The organism is Cupriavidus sp. GW821-FHT07C08, assembly GCF_059419025.1.
In genome coordinates this window covers 29,479-52,457 of the sequence record NZ_JBWKQZ010000026.1, presented here as the reverse complement: position 1 = coordinate 52,457, position 22,979 = coordinate 29,479, and the positions used below count along the sequence as shown (strand labels likewise).

Sequence of the window (22,979 nt, the reverse complement as noted above, 5' to 3'; positions counted from 1 at the left end):
ATCGGGGAGTTCCATCTCGTGCAAGACCGTCGAAACTTAGCCGAGTAGGTCTCGAGCGATAGCTCTGCAAGGGCCGAGTTACCAAGGGGAGATTTCTCCTTCTGGAAGATGGCTTGCTGTATCAGGGCCTTGTTACGAAGCCGTAGAACTCGCGCCCACTCCGTCGACCGAATCGCCGCGTGTTTCTGTGTTGGCAAACAGTTCGGCAAGGGAAGTCGGATCTGCCCATGGGTCTTCCCCCGCTGGGCTTGGCGTCGCCTTGGTCGGTGGCGCTTTTGTAGACGGTCGCAGCCCTACTTCTGCAGCGGATTCGTTATAACGCTCTGCTTGCTGAGTCTTCTGTGCCTCTTTGCGAGCTGCCTTATTGACATTCCCCTTAGCTTTGTCAATCCCCTCGCGGTGGGCTTCAATGTCGCCAATCGCTTTGCTCTGGGCAGCGGTGACCGCCTTCAGCTTCTTCGCCACAACGTTTGCCCCTACTTTGGCATTTTCAATGGCCAGGTGCGCCTCCAATCCCGCCCGCTCGATAAAATCCCGATGGACTCCCCACGTTTTTTCAGATTCGATGTCAGGTGCCAGCAATACCCAATCGCCCGGCCCTCGGAGCCACCAAGCATAGTTGCCATATGGTTCAACCGCTACCGTGATCTTGATTGTGCCGCCCGTCGGATTCTCAGGGACCAGTAGACGTACGTGCGCCAGCAACGCTTGGGCGCCTTGCTCACCTTCAGGAGTACTTGAAGGACTACCATAGCGGAATTGACCCACCCTTATCTTTCCTCCAGCAACCGTGCATAGCCGCTTCGGCAGCAACGATGCTCGCAAATCCGCATCCGATCGAGGATATGCTGCGTTGCCTCTCCGGAGGCCTTGAAAATAGCGGTGCATGCTTAGCGGAGTCGGCGCAACGCCAGCTAGCAACATTTCCTCCGTCATGCCAGCGATACTCGTTCTGCGCTTCAGGTTCAATTCGTTGATCGTTTCGACGATCAACCTTTCGAACGCCTTTGGCGTGGCGATCAATTTGATGTTAGCTTTGCGAATCCGTCGCGCTTTTCGCGCCTCGTTAAGCCGCCTGAGCGTGAGCACGCCGACCGGAAGAGCCCGAAAGCGTTGAAGGACCGTACGACGAACCAGCCTGGACAGTATTCCGTTGCGGCGGAGGTGCGTCTTGAAACGCCCGATGCCCCCTTCGACCGAGCCCTTATCCTCCGGGACGCCCGCACGGGCCATCCGCAGATCCAATCTGATCCCTTCCACGGTCCATTCCATCACCTTTGCGGATGCACCGGCCCCACGGTCCACGACCACCTGATCAAAGGCACCTGAGCAAATTCCTGGATAATCCTCCGGATTCAGTCCCAATGCCATGAGACGTGGCGCCTTGTCCATCAAGGTGTTGTAAATACAGTGCTGATAGCTTTCGCCGCGCTCTCCGAGCGTCAAGTACCATCCAACGTATGCAGAGGATTTACGGGCAATGGCGAACATGACGACAGGCTCGCCGATTTGCACATACTCTTTCAAAGGGACATTGGGGGCGTCGTCATCGGCCAGCACCAAACTGACTTCAGGAAACCTCGCGCCGTCGAGGTCTGCAATATCGAGCACATCATAGGTAAGATCTCGTGCCGAGCCGCCCGCGACACGACGCCCGGCGTCCCCGACTATGCTTAAGTCCGGCCGATCACGAAGAATCCGATCGCGGTGGTACAGCAATGAACCGGCCGACGGAACACGACGCGGATCAATCGTGCGCCGCATGCCCTCTTCTGGATAGCTGGGATCCCAGCAATGATTGGCATAGAAGTACTCCAGAAAATCCTGGTTCTTCTTGATGACAAGGATCGCCCACGGTCCATCCCTATCTATCAGCGCATCGAACGCTTCATTCATGCGTTGATTCCAGAAGGCCGTGAATCGGTTTCTGGCCTTCGGGACGTTGTCTCGGCCTTTCTTCGCGCGTTGGCGGCGTTGCTGAGTGGTCAGTCGACCTGACTTGTTGGCATGTGCCTTCATGCATTTCGGCTTTCCCCTTGCTCCGCAAAGGTCCGTGAGAGGAATCAGCGCCTGCATGGTTCCACCATGCCGAATGAACGTTGCCAACTTGTCCCTGATGTACCACTTGGAGCAGCCCATCCGCTTTGCCTGCTTTTCGATGACCCGGTCGCGCCAGCCCTCATCTGTGTAGATGTCGGCAATGCCATGGCCCTCCAGCAAATCCTCGTCCGCAAACTGCGTATCAACCAGGCTTCTGAGTCGCCTCCATCTGGTCATCCATTGGTCTCGTACCCCTGCACTCATGACGGGTTGGCACGAACGCATTCGGTCCGAGATATATCGATCTTCGACGACACGGATATCCTGCTCTGTCATCTCAACGATTTCGCTGATCCTCTTCGTCACGAACATCTCGCCCATGGACGCGCCCGAGTACGAGAGATCAAAGAAGATAAGGTGTCCTTTCCTGGCATCGAAGTGCACGAATCGATAGTCACGTGCTTTTCCGCCCTTGAAGGCGCATTGGACAACGGTGACAAACGGAACAAACGGGCATGGCTCCACCATCATGATGCACTCCCTTCGCGTAGTTTGAGCGGCCGCGGCATCCAGAGAATATCCGTATGGTCCAGTTCGACGAATCCATAGACAATGGCGGTACCCAGCAGGCGGTAGCCGTGGTCTCGGTCGCAACGCATGACTGACGCCAGTTTGCCGATAAATGCATCCAGCGAAATGGCACGCGCTCTCTTCCGGTTGTATAGTGCCTGCAATTCCGTCGCGAAATGCTGGGCCTCTTCTTTCAGTTCCCGGATGTCGAGTCCAAGGAGCCATTGATAACATTGAGCAGCGTTCCTGACTTCAACGCGACAAAGATCCGAAATGGAGATGAGCTCGAAGGAGACGGCGCCGAAGCCGCTGAGGAATTCCTCCGCGAGTCTCAGTTTCTTCTCTTGCACAAACAGCGCGTGCAGATGCCACCGATCAGGTCGAGACTTGAGCACCACGGTCAGCATGCGGTCGATCAGCACCATCTTTGGCCGTGAGGATCGCCCTCCTCGTCTTGTCGGCGGACGCGGGAGGACGAGTGGGTAGTTGCATCGCACTTCCCGCACGCACGGGTGGACCTTCAGCAGTAGGTCCAGAGCGGAAATCTCGTTGCCGATGAAAGTGTATGCGAGACCTCCACGCAGATCATTCGTCTTGCCGGCGCTGCCCGCTCTTCGCTTGTGTAATCGCACGAAAACATCCGGAAAGTTGGCGCCATGAGGAACGTCCAGAGCATCATGGGATGGCAACGGTAGCATTGGGTCTGGCACGCATAGCGTACGGAACGATGCGAGGCGCAGCGTCATGTGTCTCTCCAAAAAAAGCGTGCTTGGATTGGCTGGTCCATCTCATCCGCCAGAAGCGCGGCGACCTCCGCAGACGCCTGCGCCCATGTCAAGAGCATATATCGGGTGATGGACAACGCTCGACAAAGCGCGGAAATGCTGCAGCGTCCTGCCGGATGTTGGCTGCGAACGAGTTCGATGGCGTTACAAAGCCTCGAGACGAGCAAGACGGAGGCCTCCGCCGTCGGGATTGCGCTTCGGCTCCAGCCGGCAGGAGGAAGATATTCACTCGGTTGCGTCTCCATCCATTCTCGATCATGCTTCTGCAGCCATTTGTATGCGCGAGACTCCTGCTTGCGCAGGTGGTTTCGCGACGCAGCAGGGAAGCGCTTACGTGCCCTGGTCCAGGCATCTCTGGCCTCCTTTCGACAACGCTCCAATTGCAGCGCACGAATGCATTGGCGCAGATTCCGCTCCTTCACCACGCGCCACACCGTACTCGTGCTCACTTTGCAAAACTCCGCCACCTGCGCGCATGGCACACCGCGGCGAAGCAGCCGCTCGATATCGTCTTTGTCGAAAGTCCTCTGATCGTTGATCACCAACCTCGGGTTGCGGTATCGCCCTTGCCATCCCTCCCGATCTCGACGATGCGGATGCGTACTCTGGCTCGCAAGCCCAACAGGTAAGGCGTCTGATTGAAGAAAACCGAGCACCACGACCATCATGGCCGGATGCACGGTGGCGTTGCCTTCCGCCCGGATCCAGCGCAGTATTGCGCGCGTGGACGACAACGCTGCCATTGCCTTGCAGATCGGATGGCCACCAAATTGCGCTTGCGCATACCGCTGCAGGCTTTGCGAGAAACGGCCGACACGATACTCACCGTTCGCATGGCAATACCCTGCCTCGTTCAAGTGCTGGGCAAAGTGGTGCGCCGCGTCACGCATGTCCCGTGCCAACTCGCGCAATAGAAGCACATTTTGCGCGTAATGGACTTGCGCGTCACTCGCAATGTTCGGCCGACTCTCCCGGACTTCGCCTTGAACTAGCCGTCTGTCAACGAGTGCGACACCATGTCGCCAGCATGCGCTGACAAGCGGAGCCATATGCGGCCAATAGTCGGCCACCAGCCCGCGGAGGATCCAGGCCTCCATGTCGCAAAGGGGGCATGCCGACGGCTTTCGCAGTTCCGCCACCAACCACGGCATCATTGGTGAGGGTCGATAGAAGCCGGTTCCGTCGAGTGCGTAGGCATCTAGCCATGGCCTGTGCTCCGGCGCGATTTGGAACTTACAATAGTCCACCAGCGTTCGTTCACGCAGCATCGCCTCAGCCGTTCCATAGAAACCGCCGGCATAAGCCACAATGACATTCAGTGGCCAATTCGCTGTGCCATAGGCCAATTCTCGCGCGCACGATCGGCCGCCACGTCGAATCAACGGTGGGGGTCCCAACAGACTGCGTCCCAGGCTGGCCGCGTGCTCGAAGGAATCCCGGGGAACGCAGGGTTGTGCAGACGCGTTGCGAGTCATCATTGAACCCTCCATCTGTCGCGAACAGCCAGGAATGGCTCACTGGCTTTGGTGAGTTTGCCCAGTAGCCGGGCGCGTTTGGCCTATTTGCTCTGACCGGCGGCGCGAGCCCGGCCCCCTCGCCGGGGAAAGGGCTCCGCAGTGGCCCGAACGATCGCGTCGTAAAGCTCCTGGATTCGCTCCTCGCTGGCGAGCCATTGTCGGAGGTGCCACACTGGTATCCCTGATTCGTTGGCCATGGCACGAATCGACAAAACTTTTCGATGCCCGCGAGCCACGAGCGCATCCGCTGCGATACGTAGCGATTCCGTCAAGCGCGCCAGGCCTTGTTCAGTCTCCGGGACCTTGACCAGGAATTTCAGCTTTTTCGTCTGGCGCTGCAAGTATGTCGTGCGCCAAGCCTTATCATGCTTATTCAACCAATTGTCCAATCGCTTGCGATCCGCTCTCAGCGCAGGTCTTATGTCGGTTCGCATCGCTTCGCGGATGGCAATCCAGCGCTCCCTCGCAAGGGGTATCAAAAATCGCTCTCTAGCATCGATGACCTTCTCGCGCAGCCCTCGTTTTCGCATCGTCTGCTGCAGGCTCTCAAGCGGCCATCCGGTTAGCGATGCCACGGTCTGATAGGAGCAGCCCAGCAACAGAAGGCCCATGGCATCGCCGCGCTCGTAGGGACCTGGCGGAATTTCCGGCTCAACCGATGACTTCCATGAAGATCGGTTGGGCGGCTTGGTCCGATTGGCCGCGATCACTGCAGCGCCGGCGCTTGTGAATTCGTCAATGAAACCAAGCAGCAAAGTCAGATGCAGGGGATGGATACGCTTTTCCCCCCGGGAACGCAAGAACGTCGACACATGCTTGCTGGCGTGGTAAGAACTCACGATCATTTTGTGAAGCGAATTGCTCACGTTACGGTCGACGTAAGCTACGAATTTCTCCGTGAACGCACTGCGGCTGAGATCGCCGTCCGCGGAGGCAAATCCGAGTCCCTGTAGACAGTCCGCAAGGAAGGCGCATGTCCCCATGACGTCGTTGCCCATGTCGCACAGCCGCACCATATTGCGTGCGTAGCGCACCTGGGCGGCCGATGCGCGACAGGCGGATGACCCATGAATCCAAGTCATAGTATCGAGCGTCCATGGACCGAGAAGACAGCCATGGCGCCAGCACGCCTCGACCATCGGCCCCAAATGCGGCCACAGAACACCTATTGCACCGAACTCTTTCCAGCCCTCGCGCGCGCAATGTGGGCACAACATTTTCGCCACGTGAATTTGGAAATTCTGCCTCGATGCTCTGCGCGTGGCACAGGCCGACACGATCTTGCCCATCTGAAGGAGGCGTTCTAAGGATGGCCGTTTATCTTGGTCATACATGAAGCGACACACACCCACCAGAGTGCGTGTACGGCTCAAGGATTCGACATTGCCGTAGTACCCCTTCCCAATTTGCGCAATCATTGTAAGTGGCCAGGTAATGCTGCGGAAAGCCAACTCGTAGCCTTTGGGCATGTTGGGATACGGTCCGAGCAATGACTCGCCCAAACTACTGGCGGCTTCGAAGGGATCGCGAGGGCCAGCGAACAGATTCATGATGCGTCTCCGGTCTTCTCGGGCGCGCACAGCGGCAGGAGCTTGCCGTCCTTGCTCTTCCGATTTTTCGACCACTCCAGCGGTATCCAGTCTCGCAGGCGGGCTGCCGTCGCTGAGTCGATCTCGAGCCCGTTCCATAGCCCGCGCTGTTTGGCCACTCCCGCGCACGCGCGGTCAACAAGCCTAGTGAAAAGTTCGTCGGGAAGCTTTCGCCGCCCGGTCAGCCTGCGGTTCAACTCGCGCAAAACAAGTTTGATCCATTGTCGTTGGCCGTAGGTGCTTCGGATGGCGGCGACCATAGCATCGGGCATTGGTTCTGGACGTCCGAGAAGCGCCCAGCAATGCCGGGCTAGCGCGTCACAGTCTGACGCCGCATACCCATTGATCTGAATCGGTGGTGTCGGGCAGAGCAAATCCAGTTCAGTCTCTGCAATACCGTGGTACAACGCCGGCGACATGGAGAGCGCGAGACCACCTGTCGTATCGACGATTTCGTTCAGTCCCGCCAAAAACTCAGGAAAGCCGTTTGCTTTCGCATGCGTAGAGTTCATGCCCACGATCGCGACCGTACCGATGTTTAAGCCGGAGAGCCAGCGTCGCAGGTTGATGACCCATGCCGCCGTACTGCGCTGGCGCCGGACCTCTTCGTAAAACACGTTGGACCCCGTGGCTTCGTCAATGGCATCAAGGACAGAGAAACATAGCGCGCGCAGCCCGGGCCGGACCGGCATCCGTACGATCAGTAGCGGAATCTGCGTGATGTTGACGGGTGTACTAATAAGGTCGCCGCGCTCATTGAATTCGATCACTTCCTCATGTGGTATGGCCTTCCGGTAGAGGCTGCGCGTGGCATAGAACAGCCGATAGCCCTCCATGGACCAAGGGGCGCACACTGTCATGACGCGCCGATGGGCCGCATCTGGGTTCGCCGGCCTCACGTCATATGTGCCAAACAACGAATTGCGCGTGACAAGGGCATGGGTCTGACTGACCTCGATGAGTGACTTGCCTTTGGCGCGCGTCACATGCTCGATGTTAGTCACCAGCTCCCGCGCGGCTAGGATTTCGTGCGCAGTGGGGAAGAACGCCTCTTCAATGGCGATGTCCACCTTAATCTTTTCCGACTGAACGCATTGCTCCTTTCCCACGTCGGGAACGCTCCTTCCGCGGCTGAGCGTCTCGGCAAAAGCCTGTGGAGCAGCAGGTAACGCAGGCAGCTTCTGCATCAGGAAGCTTCCTTTGCTGGGATCAGCGCGAATGTATCCGACATCGGGAGCGCTTTTGCGCTGTCTGATTGCGGTCATGCTTTTCTCCTGTCCCAAATTGCATATCGGGCGAACCACACAGTCATTTGCCGCGTGGTTGGGAAGTCGTAGTCGCACGCCGGTCGATGCCAGCCGCATCGGGCCATGCAGTGAACCGTGCTGGCCAGTGGTTGCCAGTTGCGCTTGTCTTGCCGACACACGGCGAGCCCACGGCGTGCGTGGTCAGCTAGTGCTAACAACGTACCTGCATGCCCAGAGGCACATCCAACGCCGCGCAGTCTATGCGCGTCCCGACTAATGCGCTCCCGGGGCTGCTGGCGACCGCGGTCATGGCGCACCTCCGTGCTGCAGGTTCGTCAACTGCTTGCGTGGGTGCTCCTACCGGCAAGCTCAGCGCGCGATCGTCCCTGCTTCCCGTCTCATACACGCGCAGACCGATGACGATGTGCCGCAGCCGATAATGAATGGGTATGCCCGCAAGGCCGCTCCTCCTGCCGGAGGCATGACGGGCGCGCAAATTCGAGGAGGGGTCGCATGCAGGTGTATCCTGCGTTTCAGCCCAGGTCTGCGCGAAGCGACGGGGAACACGGGCAATGCGTGAGAGGCGAAGTAGTCGGGTATTCGGCATGGCGGAAATGCCCACTCGTCAGCATTCCGCAAAATCCCGGAGCAGAGGGCTCCCCCCGCCTTGACGATTTCCGAACCATCTTCCATACTGTCAGCGCCAACCAGCAGTATTGAAAGATTCCCGGAAACAGCGTCGGCATGCGGAACATGCGGAATTGTTAAGGGATAATGCGCCGAAAGGCGCATTTAGGTACCAGGCATCGTCGGTTCTCCGGCAGACAGAGATACCCGATTCTAGGAATAAACCCGCCCCTTCCCCAAGAACGGGCGGGTTTCTTTTTTGGAAAATTCGTTCCTTTTCAGGGCATTTTCTTGCCTATACTTAGGCTATGCTTAAGCCGTTCGCTATAGCAGCAGGCGTGTAATTAATTTTCAATTTCTCACCATTAGAAAATAATATTTATTTTTCGCTCGTTCGCAGAGACATTCATCTTTCAACATCGAATCGATGCTGCATTGAGCAACGCCCCCAAACATCGGCCCACCCCACGCCATTGGGCGATAAGTACAGGCCACCTAGAATGGTAGGCCTAAGATCCCTACTCTGCCGCTCTCGCGGCTACTGTTTTTTACCGACTCCACAATTTCTGCATCATCACCTGGCGTCGCGCCTGCTCGGTGCGCACGTAGCGCGTGGTGGTATCGAGCGAAGCGTGGCCGACGTTCTGCTGCACGACTTCGACTGGCACGCCCGCGTCGAGCGCATGGGAGATGTGGGTATGCCGCAACCAGTGCGTGCTGGCGCGTCGCAGCCGCTGCGCTGCCACCGGCTCGGTCGCTTCAAGATCGCTAGCGCAGGCGGCCAGAAAGCGCTTTAACTGTCGGTGAAAGACGCTGGCAGACACACCGGGTTCGGCGTTGCTCGCCCGCGCCCGACCCAGTAGCCGCACGCCCGCCAGTTGCGCGAGGCCGCCGACGTAGCCGCGCGCCGCCAGATAGTCCGTGAGCCCGTCGATCCACGCGGCCGGGACCGGCACCTCGCGCAGCTTGCCGCCCTTGCCGTGCACCGTGAGCCACCAGCCCTCGACCCGCTCTGCCGCCTCACCGGTCCAGGATGCCCAGCGCAGATCATCGGTGCTCGCGGCAAGCAGTTCGGCCAGACGCAGCCCGGTATCGTGCAGCAGCGGCAAGGCGACCTGCAGCCGCTGCGACGCCAGCCCGGCGGGCAAGCGACCGAGCGCTTCGCGCACGCAGGCCCATTGGGCGGCGGTGAACCCCCGGCCGATGTCGGGGCCGCGTGGTAGCCGCCTGGGTACCGTCACCGCGCGCCAGGGGTTACCGACCAGGTAGCCCTGGCCAACCAGGAAACCAAATAGATTGCTCAGGACGGATAGCGCGTAGCCGCAGGAGCGCGCCGACAGCGGCCCTTCCAACGGGCGCCACCCCGCCTGCCAGCGCGGGATTGCGCGCGGACCGCACCAGTGCGCGGGCGGGTCGAGCAGAAAATCCCGGTACGCCACGCAGTCTTCGACCGTCGCCGACGACAAGGCGCAACGGCGCTCCAGCGTGATCCACAACAGAAACCGTTCCGCCTCCTTGCGATACGCCAGCTGGGTGTGTGTCAGGCGCTCCTGCGCGCCCGGCGCCGGACCCTTGGCCGCGAGCCAGGCCAGGATCGCCGCGCGATCATCGTCGGCCGCCAGGTGGCACCGCGCGCGGTCGGCGCGGAAGCGGCCGTCTCGGCCGCTGAGCGTGTGCGGCAGCACCAGGCGCTCCAGCGGCATCAGCGGCGACACCGTCACGACAGCCGGGAGCGTTTCGGGCGCAGGGTTGCCGTCGCGATGCTCTGCTTCCGGCGCCGGCAGCGGACCAAGGGTCTTCGCGTGGGCCTCGACAAAGCGCCGCAGCGCCCGCGCCTTGCCCGCGCCGATGCCCGGCACGTCCCGCCACCAGACCGGACTGGCGCCCATGCGGGCATGCAGGTCCGCCAGCGTCGCTACCCCGTGGCTGGCCAAGCGCGTCGCCAGGGAGTCCACCAGCCAGGCCTCGCAGCCATCCTGCAAGCCAACCGGCAGCGCCGCCTGCGCCTCCAAAGTATGGATCGCAAACAACTGGCGGCGCAACAACTGCACCCGCCGCTGGTCCTGGGCGAGTGCCGTGCCATAGCGCGCCGCGTAAGCCGCCTGCTGCTCCGCCTCGCTAAAGCCATCGAGCCCCGCGGCAGCCACAAAGGTGTCCAGCGCGGGCAATTCCGCCGACGCGCGCGGCGACAGATCCAGACGCAGCAGGTGCGCGCGGCCAAAGTTGCCGCCGCGCGCCGCGGTGGCCGCCAGTTCGCCGCGGATCCAGCCGGTCATCCGATGCACGACCGGGCCGTCGAACTCGCCCTGATCGCTCAGATAGCGATCCCAAAGCCCTTTGGGCGACAAGCCCTGAATGACCCCACGCAGGAAGGCGAAATGGCCCCGGTGCAGGCGGGGACGCGTAATGCGGGGCAACGGAGCATCGGCAGACGGCATCGCGAAGGCTTGGCCGGACAGTGGCCGGCCTCAGCGCTTTTCTCACTGTAGTCACCGCGCCGGTCCGCTGCGCAGGCAATCGCCGGATAGCCGCCATGCAACAGCATGGGGCATGGCATCTGACCGTCGCTAGGCGGCGCGCGCGTCGCGCCGCGCCGCCGCTGCGTCAGGTAGAGGCCTCACGGCCCGCCACCAGTTCGGATGCGTCGCCACTTTTGTTGCGCAACATAAGCCGGGTTATCTTGCGCAGCGAAATTACGAAAATTTGCGACGCGAATCGAGGCGATATGCTGTGCGTTGCCTTATGCCAGCCGCCATCGCTCCTACGACGACGCTTAGCAGCGCGCGGCATGTCGTGCCGACTGCAAACGGCAGGTTTCTGCCGGTTGGAACCGAAGGCTTTGCAACACCCTGGCTGCACAAGCCAGCCCACAGACAGAGTCGTCGCTTCTTTTCCGCCGGAGCTTTCCAAGCGAGTGGCGGGCACTACCAAGGACTTCAAGCCGTCCAGTAGGCACCCGACGCCAGTGGAGCTGGAATTCGCGCTTGGGGACCCCACAAGAGGTATCGCATACATCGCAACCTGGGACGAGGCTACGCTTTCAGAACATGCAAGCGTTAGCGTTCGCGCCCTGCAGAATCTTGAGTCTGGCAATGCGTCGACATTGCGGACACTGATTCAGGTGCTTCGAGCGCTGAGCCGGGAGAAGTGGCTGGCCACCATCGCTCCATACCGACCATCAACAGCTGATGCTGACGAGAGGGGCCAAGCCTCGACAGCGCGTCAGCAAACCTCGAAGCAGGAAACCAGCCTGAGAGGTGAACCGATTTTGGCGCGATGGCTAATTCATGGAAAGGCTGTTGCGCTCCTCCGAACCGCACCTTCACGTTGTCCTGTCGTAGAAGAGGATCCAACTCCGTCGAACGCGCCTACGTCAGAAGGGGTCGACTTCTTGTCAGGCAAGAGATAGGCCCGGGTTCGAGTGGTGTGTGCCGACCTTCCGCGCTTTGGTCAACTCGGCAGGAATCAGCAGGCTGCCGTTGGACTCAGCGTCGTCGATTCGGAACCATTTCTGAGCGGCCGCTCGTATTTGGCTAGTCAACGCGTCAACGACGGGGGCCAATGCACGGTCCCTGTGCCGCAGGATACCAAGAGGCTCCTCAACGCCCACGGTACTAATTGGCAGCAGGCTCAACATGTCTGCTCCAGCTGCTCGCCGGATGGCGGACATTGGGGCAATCCACACGGCATCACTTTCCCTCGTCAGCAAGCGACCCAAGTAAGCGTCCGAGGTTTCGATGCAATTGGAGGGGATGCAGTGCCCGTTTCTCGACAGTAAGCTTTCCAAGTTGTGTCGCGGTATCGACGCAGTGGCAGGAACGATCATTGGCCAACGTAGGCACTCTCTGAGGACCGACTTCCTCACGCCGACAAGTGGATGACCTTGACGCACAGCAAAGGCGAGAGTGTCAGTACCAAGCGACTCAAACCAAAGCCCTTCCATCACCGGCGGGTCATCCATCCGCCCGACAACAAGGTCAACGACATTTGACTTAAGCTGGTCAATCAATTGCCGGTTCATACCAGTTTAAACTGCCAAGCCAACATTCTGATGCTCGACTCGAAACGAGGTGAGAGCGTCAGCGAGGAAAGCAGGAACGACACTGGGAAGCGCACCGAGCCGCACGCTTTGGACAGCACTACACTCTGTTCCGCAAATATTCCCAGCTACCGCCTCGACCTCCTCGACGATCCGAAGCGCGTGACGCAAGAGTCTTGCACCGCTTGCAGTGAGCTCGATGCCGGTACGATGGCGCACCAATAGTTGGCACCCTACTAACTCTTCCAATTCCCGCAACGTCTTGGATACCGCGGGTTGCGTCAAGCCCATACGCTCACCGGCACTGCCGAGATGCTTTGCCTGCGCCACGGCAACAAGGCAATGGAGATGCCTCAGCCGAATTCTATTCTTAAAGCTACTCAACATCGGAAGCTTCCATAGCCGCTCCTTTCATGAAATAGGCGCCACAACTGGGGTCGCGGTGGTTCTTAAGACTCCTATACCGCGCCCAAAAGACGACTTAGAAAATGTGCTTCACTCCGAGCATCCCGCCAAGCTGGTTGCCACCAGGCGTAGTATTTGTACCCACCGATCCGCTATTGACTGACAAGGTCAAGTTCCCACCGTTCGAAATGAAACCAGCTGTCCCGTAGACGGAAGTTCGTTTCGAAAATGCATACGTTGTACGCGCTGCGGCCATCCAAGCCTTGTTCGGGCTGTTATGGAAGCGCTGGTGGAAGCCTTCGAAGTCCCCGCTCCAGGCAGGCGTAAATGCATAGGACACGCCTGCATAGTACAAGTCGCTGACCGGCGTAGCGCTGCCTTCGTTGTCGCGCCGGAGCCATCCGGCACCGAGTTTCGCCTTACCGAAAACGAAATAGCCGTTCAGCGATAATCTGTCGTCTTTCAGCGAACTGCTTGTCAGGCCCGCAAACGCACCGGGGCCTCCGCGTTGTGAGTCATATGCGGCGGCGACACCCCACGCAGACGCATCGTACTTGAGCATTACCGACCATTCGCGGCACTGCTTCTTGTCTGTCGGGTTCTCACCTGCGCAGTTGGTGCCCGATGGGCTCGGTCCAGCATTCACTGCATCGCGACCGAAGCTATATGTCGCGCCCACAGTGAAACCGCCGAATGTGCCCTTATAGGCGATGGAGTTGTCGGCGCGCGCGTTGGGAAGATAAGTGTCAAATGATCCCGAGCCAAACACGTTCGGGCCGAGCATGTCAGGGTCGAGCATGGCCCAAAACAACATCGTGTACTGGCGCCCCACGGAGAGTTGACCCCAGGTGCCGGTAACGCCAACCAGCGCTTGGCGACCAAACATTCGACCACCTTGGCCCGCCGTACCCGAGTCCGATGCAAACCCGGATTCCAAGGTAAAGATGGCCTTGTTGCCGCCACCAAGCTCTTCGCTACCACGCAGACCCCATCGCGATGGCACGGTGCCAGACAGGTTTGGCATGTAGGTCAACGAATCTCGGTTTGCCCCAACGCCGTTGACGTAGGCGATGCCTGTGTCCACAACGCCGTAGACAAGGACGCTACTTTGGGCAAAAGCCAACGCCGGACCGGCGAGCGCGAGCGCACCCGCAAGGTTGCGAATCTTCACTCTTCTCCTCTGCTTCGCTATTCTTGAGGGTTCCGTCGCCTCGACTCGACGGAACACCATGTCGAAAATGCTCTTCATGCGCCTGCCCAATGAGACGGGGAAATCATTGCTAGGCTGACGCTTTCCTTCCCATCTACGCAACTTGCGCCCACTTATGTTCGTTGCTCGAGCACGCGTGGGACAAATGGCCGCGCTTAAGAGCAGGTGTAGCTGGCAGCCACGTTTGGATCGCCGCTGGTGTACGTAGCCTTTTGCGGGTACATACATAGCGGACGGCTCTTCTGTACGGGGAATGATGCAGAAACGGTCGTCTGAGCCGGAATCACCCCCGGAGCCTTACCGTTTTCAACCCAATCGGTAAGCAGCTTGTAGAGCTGATCGTTCGTGGGCAGCGGAGGATTTGCGCTGGCGTTCGGTGTGCCGTTCGAGAATCCATGATTCATCCCAGGAATCAGATAGAGGCGGTAGAAGTTCTGTACTGCGGCTGTACCCCCCATCTGCGCGAGAACTCGCTCGTAGTAGTTGACAGTACCCATCGCGAAGATGAGCGGATCAGCGAGGCCGTGGTACGACAGGAGCTTTCCGCCGCGGTCGCGGAATTTCGAAAGATCCGGATTATCGGTATTGATATGACCGAACAACGGGTCAAGGCTCACCCCACGATCGAACGCGTTCGACAGTTGCGCGTAGCTAAGCGTTTTCCATCCATCAGAACCATTCCCGCTGGCGTTGATGAAGGTCGGCTGAGCCAGGGTCGGATTCTGGAGCGCAATCGCAACTTGGTCCGTGGAGTTCGCGAACGGCGGCGTTCCACCAAGTCTGGTCATAATGGTCCCTCGCGTCAGCCCGTACCATTTCTGGTTGGCCGCCAACGTGGGCGAAAAACCGATATCAACAGCTGGTGCCGGAACGCTTCCGTCAGACGTCTGACCGTACCACATCTTGTTTGCGGAGTTGGCCTGTGCAACGGAAACGCAGTTGGCAGTTGAATTGTTTCCGCCGTCACTCGGGCACAGAACGCTCACATCAGTGGTCGGGTCATACCGGCACTGTGTCGGATCGGGGATATACCCCAAATGTTGGCCGCCAACGACATCACAGGCACTGATTGCGGCATTGGAGAGCAAATCCAGCTGACCAGTCGTCAGGTTGGAGCCCAGGTCTCGCAGCTGTGCCAGCTGCATGAAGAGCTGAGAAGTCTGAAACTTCGACCAGTTTATGGCGGGTGCGCCTGCCAATATGCCGTCGAAATCCTCGGGGTGTGCCTGGGCTTCTTTCATACCTTGTCGGCCACCGGTCGAGAAGCCGTTCCAGTACGAATACTTCGCGTCCTTTCCGTAGTACGCCTTCGTCAGCGCTTTGGTTTTGACAGCCATCTCGTGGAGGCTGCGATCTGCGAAGTCTTTCCACAGTGCTTCATTGATGGTTCCATCTGGATTCATCGTGAACGAAGCATTCGCCGCTGCAACGTGTCCCGTGTCTGTAGACGCAGACACAGCACCCTCTACCATGGCGGTAGTCGCCGCGCTGCCGGCGCTCCCAGAGGAAATTCCCGCCAGCGCGGTAAGAGAGGACTGCGTGCCGCCGGCCCAACCTCCGCCACCCTTTACGTGGATTCGATTGTTCCAGTTCGCCGGCGAGGGCAGCCAAATCTCAATGCCGATCCCCGCCGACGTGGAAGGAGCATCAGCCGGCCCCGGATTGCCTGGGCCCACGTTCAGCTTCACCACGCACACATCGTTAGCTGCGGTCAGCGTAGTCGAAGTCGAAGCTCCCGAAAGAAGTAGCACATCGCCCTTCTTAAAGGATTTCACCATCAGCACTGTTGTGTCGGCGTCAGGCTTGAACGCTGACTTCAGCGTATCGTCGCACGAGAGGGTGGTCGGCGTGATAGGAGTGGTGGGTGTGGTCGGTTGGAGCTGCCATGCGCTATCGCCGCCACCGTCACCACCACAACCATAGAGGGCCGCAATCGAAAGCACGACGGCACCGATTGCGGTGTACTTTGTACTGATGGGCGTGTACTTCATTCGTTGTCTCCTCGTTTCACATTGGAAGCCATTTCCACAATAAAAACTGATCTTCGTGGATTGTTTTAATTATTTAACACTAAGATTTTTTAATAATGCTTTACGTCATTTTTATTTCTTAAATCTACTTCCACGAGATTCAGAAATTTCGCTACGACGTGTACTGCATTGGAAGGCCAACATAGTTCTCGGCGAGGGAGGCCGCACCCAAAGGAGAACTCGTGACATAGTCAAGTTCTGCCGTTTGCATCCGGTAGCGGAAGTCGTCATCGCCCGGGAAGCGATGCATCATCGAAGTCATCCACCACGAAAAACGTTGAGCCTTCCATATGCGCTTGAGCGCCGTTTCGGAGTAGCGCGCCAGCGGCGCGGGATTGCCTTGACGGTAAAAGGCTTCAATGCCGGCAGCCAAGACTTGGACATCTGCAGCTGCGAGATTAAGACCTTTCGCGCCAGTTGGCGGGACCACGTGTGCAGCATCCCCAGCCAGGAACAGGCGACCATACTGCATCGGGTCGGTAACCACGCTGCGCATGCCGACAACTACTTTGCTGAAAATCGGACCTTCCTTCGGCGCCCATCCGTCATTGACTTCGAGCCGCGCACGGAATTCCGACCAAATGCGATCATCAGACCAATCATCAACGTTCTCCGTTGGATCAACCTGAAAGTACATACGCTGCACCTCAGCGGAGCGCGTGGACACCAGAGCGAAGCCGCGCTGGTGCTGTGCATAAATCAATTCAGCTGAGGAGGGCGGAGCCTTGCAAAGAATACCGAACCAGCCAAAGGGATAAACTTTCTCGAAGGTCTTTAGCATTGCCGATGGGATGCTGGCTTTTGAGACACCGTTGGTTCCATCGCAGCCCACGATGTAGTCGCAGCGAATCTCTTCAGCAACGCCCTCGCTGCTCAGAAACGTCAATCGAGGCGTGTCTTTATCGAGATCGTGCAGCGTTACGTTAGACACTTCGAAGCGAATATCTCCGCCCGACTCCAGCCGAAGTGCGACGAGGTCTTTGATGACTTCATGCTGTGGATAGAGAGCAACCGATTTTCCACCGGTGAGTTCCGGAAAGGCGATCCTGCGTGTTTGGCCATTGAAGCGCAGATGGATGCCATCATGTCGAACGCCCTCTCGCTTCAGACGCTCGCCCGCTCCTATGCGGTCCATGAGCTCGACGGTGCCATGTTCGAGAATTCCGGCTCGAATAGTAGCCTCGATCGCTTCCCGACTTCTCGTTTCGAGAACGATAGATTCAATACCGGCAAGATGTAGAAGTTGGGAAAGCAACAGGCCTGCTGGGCCTGCGCCAATGATGCCTACCTGGGTGCGCACAGATGTCTCCCGCTGTATTAATAGTCGTGGCTTGCTGAGCGTTCGCAATTCAAGTCCGGATAGGCCTGATTTTTGGCGCGAAGCTGGGGGGGCAGCCTTCTAATGTGTGCTCGAATTCTTGCACCCGCGACCATCAAGGGGAATGTACGAATGCGCCGAAATCTTGCACTTTTCGGTAGTTGGCCGAACCCGGAAAGTCGACCTGCTTTGCGTAGCTACTCCGAGACGTTCCGACGTGCTGACAGTGCTCTCATGAAGCGCATCCATCTCTTATGCACGGAGATGCCCTCGGAATCCGCGGGAAACCACGGGCAAACCTCGATGGGTTGAGCGTGTGACGCCGAGTTGCGGACACGGCATCTGCACTTGAACTCGTGGGCGCGTCGGCACGGAAAATGTGCCTCTCGTCGGGGCACGCTCTTGCACATTCCATGCAATCACTTGTACTTTTGGTACAGCCGCTCGCCGCCTGTTTCAATAGGAGCTATCCTCAGCTGGAGTACCGCCAGCAAGAGCGGAGACGGAGGAGATAATGAAGAGCACGGGCGTCCCCATCTACATGCTTTACGGTGAACAAGATGTCTGGCCCATGCCGGACATGATGCATTGCGAATCGATTGCGTCTCGATGCCGTCTCCACGATTGGCACATCGAGCCTCATCAACACGCCGGGCTACTTCAGCTGCTGTACCTTCAGCAGGGCAACGCGCAATTGCACCTGGATGGGGAAGAGACCCACATGGGAAGCGGACAGATGCTTCTCGTTCCACAGAACTTTGTCCATGGATTCAAATTTAGTACTGACGCCGTTGGTTATGTGATCACCGTCGCATACCCGTTCGTAGTCAAACTGGCTCAGACGATGGGAGGTGGAACGGGTTGGTTCTCAAACCCGTTTCTTCATGAAGTTAAGGGCGGAGACGACGATGTTTGCCTAACCTCGGCCTTCGCCGCGTTTGTACGCGAGTATCGAGGCGGGGCTCCTCACCGACATCTGATCGTCGAATCCCTCCTCTCGACCATTGTCGTAATGTTGGCAAGGAAGATCCAGGAGGGGCGGCCGCAAGGCGCGCGGGGAGTGAAGGACAATCCGCTGTATTGCCGCTTCACCGACCTACTAAACCAATGGTGGGATAAGCATTACTCGCTAGACCGGTATGCAAGGGAGCTTGGCATCACAACCGCACATCTCAATTCGCTTTGCCGCCGCATTGCGCAGCGCTCGGCGCTAGATTTAGTGCATGAACGCCTCATTCTTGAAGCGAAACGGAGCCTCGCCTACACCTCGATGTCTATCAGTCAACTCTCTTACGCTATCGGATTCTCCGACCCAGCCTATTTCACCAGGTTCTATAAACGCGAAACTGGAGAGTCTCCCCGCGACTTCCGCCGACGCCTCGAACTGCTGAGCGGCCAATAGAACCCAATGCACTAAGAAAGGCGGCCTACCCCGCTTTCTCGACTTCCGTTCCTCGGAAAGGGCTCAATAGAAGCGGCGTTCCGCCAAAAAAGATAAGCAGAGTCTCAGTGGCACGGTTATGCGCTTGCTACTGAACCCTGCCAGGACAGACATGCAGTGGAGCACTAACGCTGCTGTGACTATTGCTAGTGTCCGAGCATCTCATTCCGGAATGCTGCTGTCTCCGCCCTCTGAGGACGCACGAATTGCTTAATAGTGAGAGCGAGGCATGCCGCCAGGCCAGCCATAGCGATGATCGCGAAGATTCCGCTAAAGCCAACTTGACGACGAGTAAGCTCTGCAACCAGATACGACCCAGCGATACCGCCGAACCGCCCGATACCCAGCATCCACGCAACTCCGGTGCCTCGCCCCTGAGTCGGATAGAAGGCCGCAGCCAGGGCGGGCATCGACGACTGTGCGGTGTTCATCAATACGCCTGCCGCGAACACGACTGCTACGAGCAGGCCCACATTGCCCACAGCCTGTCCGATTCCATATACGGTCAGTGCAGTGAGCGCGTAGCACAAAGCGATGACGCGATTGGCGTTGAATTTGTCCATCAATACACCGCACACAACCGCCCCAATACCACCCAACGGAAACAGCGCGGAGACCAGCGTTGCCGACTTTGGCGTGAGGCCAGCTTCCTTCAACAGGATGGGCATCCAGTTGATAGATGCGTAGAAAATGACGAGCCCCATGAAGTATGCGAGCCAAAGCATGACGGAGCCGGCAAGGTAGGGGCGCGACAGGACCAAAGCAATGCCGCCCTGGTCCGCTGGCGCTTGAGTCGGCTCGGTCATGATGAACGAGGATGCGTCAAGAGCATCGGAGTTAATTCTCGCGAGTATGCGGCGAATCTTTTCCACCGGTTGGTTCTTTGCGATCATGTACCGCACGGACTCGGGGAGTAGCAGTACGAGGAACACGAGCAGAACGAGCGGCGCAATGCCGCCCAACTGTAGGACACTGCGCCAGCCGAGGTGAGGAATCATCCAGGCTGCCAGAAAACCACCAAATGCCGCCCCAAGGGGAAATCCGCAGAACATCAAGTTCACAATCATGGCACGCCGCTTGTCGGGGCAGAACTCGCTCATCAGGGTAACTGCGTTTGGCATGGCTGCACCGAGGCCGATACCGGTTACGAATCGCAGAGCTGTCAGCTCAGTGATGTCGCCGGCATAAGCCGACGCTAGGCAAGCCACGCCGAAAACGAGTACTGAGAAGATAAGCATCAGACGGCGACCCAGTCGGTCCGAGAGTGGCCCCGCCACGATCGCGCCAGCTGCCAGACCGAAGAGCGCAGCGCTTAGGACTGGAGCTAAGGCCGGCCGAGAGATGCCCCATTCCGACACCAACGAGGGGGCAATGAAGCCGATTGCGGCCGTGTCAAAGCCGTCTAGCAACACGATTACGAAACACATCCCAAAGATGAGCCACTGAAATGGAGCAAAGTGGCTTCCATTGATGACACTCTGGGCATCGACGTTTGATTTGCTCATAGTTTCCCTGGATTGGAAGAGGAATTATTGCCGATATATTTCTTGCCCAATGAATGCCCACTTATCAGTGCCCAGCCTGGCAAAAAAGCGCTCTATGCACAGCGTCTGCGATTCTGGCACCGAAGCGTTTTACGAAACGCCAAAGCAATGATTCATGTCCAGCGTTTCGTTGATCGTGGGTGACTGAGAATCTGTGCCCATCTACTCACAATCGGCTCCGAGGCTGTATCGGGGCCAAGTTCTAATCGCGAACCACAGCTCTCTGTATGCTTGATAGTAGGATTCTTGGAACAGACCAAAGAATTCGGGATAACCCGTGCGCCCAAGCTTCACGCGGCGCGCACTATAGGTGCGCAATTTCCGGAATCGGTTGGAAGAACTGGGAATGTTCGGGACTTCGCCATAGGGGATGGTCGTCTCCCGCCGGCATCGCCATTGCCAGCACCGGATCGTCGGCTCGAGTGTTGGGGAAACTGCGTCCCCTCAAAACACTGAGCATCTCCGGCAAGATGACATAGTGGCTTCGCTGCCCTTGGAGCGGTGAGAACGATACGCCCACCCAACGCTCGAAGCGGCCCTTGCCTGCCGGCATGTATTGCCGATCGGCGTTGTAGCGGCCGAGAACGAAGATTGAGATTTTGCCATTGCCTCCTGTAGGTGCTCTCCTTAACCCCTTCGGCCAGCTTTACCACGAACTGGTCGATGGCGTCATCCAGCTTGTCCCTGTTGTCCACCTGGAAGGCCTGGAGCACAAGGTCCCATGGCGGCGTGAAAGATCGCAATGTCTGTTCCAGTTTGAGGATCTGCCCCCATCCGTCCGAGACCGGTTGAATCCGCCGCAACCAAAGTCAGGACTTACGACGCACCTCCCTCGCGATAGAGGCCCACCCAGACCGCGCGAAGTCGATGCTTCATAACTTTTCCGCCTACCGTCTCCGGCAATGCATCGACGAAGACGACCTTCTTCGGGGCTTCGAATCCCGACAGCCCGCCACGTGCCCAAGAAAGGAGCTCCTCTGACGAAACATCCGTGCTAGTCCGGATAACGAAGGCAGTCACGGCTTCGTCCCAGCGCTCATGCGGCAACCCTACGACGGCGGCCTTGACCACGCCGGGGTGGGAGTGCAGTCGCGCCTCGACGCGCAAGCTCGAGACATTCTCGCCACCGGACTTGATGATGTCCTTGTAGCGATCCACCATCACCCGGGTGCCATCTTCCGTCACAACACAGCAATCGCCGGAGTGGAACCACCCGCCGTCAAATGCCTGCGCCGTTCCCTCCGGGTCAAGATAGTATCCAGCCATGACGACGGGGGATCTGTAAACCACTTCCCCCGGGGTGTTCCTCATTCCACTCAATAGGGTATCCTTGCCCTCCTCTTCCAGTACGGTTGAAGCCAGCAGCGGGCTCGGCAAGCCAACGTAGTTCGCGGCCACGCCGGCGGATTCAAATAACTCTCTCTGGGCTGCCGGCCAGAAGCGATGACAAGCGATCGCTTCGGTCTGGCCGAAGATTCCCAGCAGCTGGAACCCGGGTTTCGCCAGCTTCTCAAGACGATGGAGTACGGCGGGCTCGACCGCCCCCCAGCCGTACAGCATGACTGTCAACGCCTTCTGATTTGGCGCGAGCGCTTCCAACTCCATACTAATCTGCTTGATTGACTGCGGAGCCCCCCCCCAAATCGCCGTGGCACCGTACTTGACCGCCGCTTCCGCGGTGGCCCGCGCATTGGCCCGCCTTCCGATGACCAGCCGCCCTCCCGCCACGAGCGAAGGCATCCCGAGGATTTGTCCGCCAACGTGATAAATGATCGGCAGGAAGGAGACCATACAGACTTGCGACTCGATATCGAGGCCACGTGTGATTGACAGGGCAAAGCCATGTGCAGCCAGGTAGGTGTAGACATGGGATAGCATCACCGCCTTGGGCAAGGCCGTCGTCCCGGACGTAAAGAGAAGCTCCCAGATGTCGTCGCCATGCACGGTGGCTTCCGGCTCGCACGTCTTGTGACGCTGCACTTCCTCGGCGAAGTCGACGGTTCCGGGAATCAGCTCACCGTCGATCCGAATCGTGACGTCCACGCTGACGCCGCCGTTCGCCATCGCGCGCAAGATCTCCGGCCTCGTACCAGCGTCCGCGATCACAAAGGCCGGCTTGAGTTTGCGTACCAGATGCTCGACGACATCCGCGGCAAACGCCGGATTGAGCGAGGCCGACACTACGCCGATCTTGGCGGCACCGAGCTTCGTCACGTAGGCCTCCACCGAATTCTCGCAAGCCAGCATCAGGCGATCGCCACGCCCGAGCCCGCGAGCCGAAAGCATGTTGGCAACTTGGTTCGCCAACTGGTCCGCCTGCCGCCATGTGAGCGTAGCAAACTGTGGCGCGGAAAATGCGCCCTCCCAGCCGATGATTGCCACCTCATCCGGCCGGCTCCATGTCATGCGCTCCGTGATATCGCCAACGCACACTCGATTCCAGCGTTGATCCGCCCGCCTCTCGTAGAGGCTTTCGGTATCGTGGACCGCAGTGCTGCATTTCAAGCCATCTTTCTGCATGTTTTTGTCTCCTCGCGTCAAGCCCTGGCCATCAATCGGATCCACCCAATCGCTGTGGATCGATGGCATCTTTGCTGCGTCCCCATACGGCCTCCAT

14 protein-coding genes are annotated in these 22,979 nt (G+C 58.6%); 1 reads left to right on the top strand and 13 read right to left on the bottom strand.

Going from position 1 to position 22,979, the window contains the following annotated elements:
- Nucleotides 1–132: 132 nt before the first annotated feature.
- The 11 genes from AC07UK_RS27415 to AC07UK_RS27365 form a co-directional block, all read right to left on the bottom strand.
- On the bottom strand, nt 133–2,571 hold the full coding sequence (locus AC07UK_RS27415; protein ID WP_494686921.1) for a TnsB C-terminal domain-containing protein: 2,439 nt from the start codon (nt 2,569–2,571) through the stop codon (nt 133–135).
- Nucleotides 2,568–3,356, bottom strand: a complete 789-nt coding sequence (locus tag AC07UK_RS27410; RefSeq protein WP_494686920.1) for a PDDEXK family nuclease — start codon at nt 3,354–3,356, stop codon at nt 2,568–2,570. Before AC07UK_RS27410 ends, AC07UK_RS27415 begins: the two co-directional genes overlap by 4 nt.
- Entirely contained in the window at nt 3,353–4,873 is a 1,521-nt protein-coding gene (locus tag AC07UK_RS27405) for a TnsD family Tn7-like transposition protein (RefSeq protein ID WP_494686919.1), read from the bottom strand. The genes AC07UK_RS27410 and AC07UK_RS27405 overlap by 4 nt, the downstream gene beginning before the upstream one ends.
- An 80-nt stretch (nt 4,874–4,953) precedes the next feature.
- Nucleotides 4,954–6,462 carry a hypothetical protein gene (locus tag AC07UK_RS27400; protein WP_494686918.1) on the bottom strand — a complete coding sequence of 503 codons (1,509 nt, stop codon included), beginning with the start codon at nt 6,460–6,462 and terminating at the stop codon, nt 4,954–4,956.
- Nucleotides 6,459–7,766 carry a hypothetical protein gene (locus tag AC07UK_RS27395; RefSeq protein WP_494686917.1) on the bottom strand — a complete coding sequence of 436 codons (1,308 nt, stop codon included), beginning with the start codon at nt 7,764–7,766 and terminating at the stop codon, nt 6,459–6,461. Before AC07UK_RS27395 ends, AC07UK_RS27400 begins: the two co-directional genes overlap by 4 nt.
- 1,157 nt (nt 7,767–8,923) lie before the next feature.
- Nucleotides 8,924–10,813 (bottom strand): site-specific integrase, encoded by a 1,890-nt coding sequence (locus AC07UK_RS27390; protein ID WP_494693899.1) that lies wholly within the window; start codon nt 10,811–10,813, stop codon nt 8,924–8,926.
- A gap of 956 nt (nt 10,814–11,769) precedes the next feature.
- A complete protein-coding gene (locus tag AC07UK_RS27385; protein WP_494686915.1) occupies nt 11,770–12,396 on the bottom strand; it encodes a LysR substrate-binding domain-containing protein in 627 nt (208 codons plus the stop codon).
- Between the two features lie 6 nt (nt 12,397–12,402).
- Nucleotides 12,403–12,801 carry a LysR family transcriptional regulator gene (locus AC07UK_RS27380; protein WP_494686914.1) on the bottom strand — a complete coding sequence of 133 codons (399 nt, stop codon included), beginning with the start codon at nt 12,799–12,801 and terminating at the stop codon, nt 12,403–12,405.
- Nucleotides 12,802–12,895: 94 nt separating this feature from the next.
- The gene (locus tag AC07UK_RS27375; RefSeq protein WP_494686913.1) at nt 12,896–13,990 is read right to left on the bottom strand and encodes a porin; all 1,095 of its coding nucleotides are present in this window, start codon (nt 13,988–13,990) and stop codon (nt 12,896–12,898) included.
- A 194-nt stretch (nt 13,991–14,184) separates the two neighbouring features.
- A complete protein-coding gene (locus AC07UK_RS27370) occupies nt 14,185–16,020 on the bottom strand; it encodes a tannase/feruloyl esterase family alpha/beta hydrolase (RefSeq protein ID WP_494686912.1) in 1,836 nt (611 codons plus the stop codon).
- Nucleotides 16,021–16,171: 151 nt separating this feature from the next.
- Nucleotides 16,172–17,359, bottom strand: a complete 1,188-nt coding sequence (locus AC07UK_RS27365; RefSeq protein WP_494686911.1) for a 4-hydroxybenzoate 3-monooxygenase — start codon at nt 17,357–17,359, stop codon at nt 16,172–16,174.
- A gap of 532 nt (nt 17,360–17,891) precedes the next feature.
- Here AC07UK_RS27365 and AC07UK_RS27360 point away from each other — a divergent pair.
- Nucleotides 17,892–18,779, top strand: coding sequence for a helix-turn-helix domain-containing protein (locus AC07UK_RS27360; protein WP_494686910.1), 888 nt, complete (start codon nt 17,892–17,894; stop codon nt 18,777–18,779).
- 185 nt (nt 18,780–18,964) lie between these two features.
- On the opposite strand, the gene AC07UK_RS27355 is transcribed toward AC07UK_RS27360, so the two are convergent.
- Together AC07UK_RS27355 and AC07UK_RS27350 are read right to left on the bottom strand one after the other, a co-directional pair.
- The gene (locus tag AC07UK_RS27355; RefSeq protein ID WP_494686909.1) at nt 18,965–20,323 is read right to left on the bottom strand and encodes an MFS transporter; all 1,359 of its coding nucleotides are present in this window, start codon (nt 20,321–20,323) and stop codon (nt 18,965–18,967) included.
- Between the two features lie 855 nt (nt 20,324–21,178).
- Nucleotides 21,179–22,951: a class I adenylate-forming enzyme family protein gene (locus tag AC07UK_RS27350; protein ID WP_494686908.1), complete on the bottom strand. Its 1,773-nt coding sequence runs from the start codon at nt 22,949–22,951 to the stop codon at nt 21,179–21,181.
- Between the last annotated feature and the right edge of the window lie 28 nt (nt 22,952–22,979).

Coding starts and splice junctions, on each gene's coding strand:
- AC07UK_RS27415 (WP_494686921.1), bottom strand. CDS start 2,571: ATGATGGTGGAGCCATGCCCGTTTGTTCCGTTTGTCACCGTTGTCCAA.
- AC07UK_RS27410 (WP_494686920.1), bottom strand. CDS start 3,356: ATGACGCTGCGCCTCGCATCGTTCCGTACGCTATGCGTGCCAGACCCA.
- AC07UK_RS27405 (WP_494686919.1), bottom strand. CDS start 4,873: ATGATGACTCGCAACGCGTCTGCACAACCCTGCGTTCCCCGGGATTCC.
- AC07UK_RS27400 (WP_494686918.1), bottom strand. CDS start 6,462: ATGAATCTGTTCGCTGGCCCTCGCGATCCCTTCGAAGCCGCCAGTAGT.
- AC07UK_RS27395 (WP_494686917.1), bottom strand. CDS start 7,766: ATGACCGCAATCAGACAGCGCAAAAGCGCTCCCGATGTCGGATACATT.
- AC07UK_RS27390 (WP_494693899.1), bottom strand. CDS start 10,813: ATGCCGTCTGCCGATGCTCCGTTGCCCCGCATTACGCGTCCCCGCCTG.
- AC07UK_RS27385 (WP_494686915.1), bottom strand. CDS start 12,396: ATGAACCGGCAATTGATTGACCAGCTTAAGTCAAATGTCGTTGACCTT.
- AC07UK_RS27380 (WP_494686914.1), bottom strand. CDS start 12,801: ATGTTGAGTAGCTTTAAGAATAGAATTCGGCTGAGGCATCTCCATTGC.
- AC07UK_RS27370 (WP_494686912.1), bottom strand. CDS start 16,020: ATGAAGTACACGCCCATCAGTACAAAGTACACCGCAATCGGTGCCGTC.
- AC07UK_RS27360 (WP_494686910.1), top strand. CDS start 17,892: ATGAAGAGCACGGGCGTCCCCATCTACATGCTTTACGGTGAACAAGAT.
- AC07UK_RS27355 (WP_494686909.1), bottom strand. CDS start 20,323: ATGAGCAAATCAAACGTCGATGCCCAGAGTGTCATCAATGGAAGCCAC.
- AC07UK_RS27350 (WP_494686908.1), bottom strand. CDS start 22,951: ATGCCATCGATCCACAGCGATTGGGTGGATCCGATTGATGGCCAGGGC.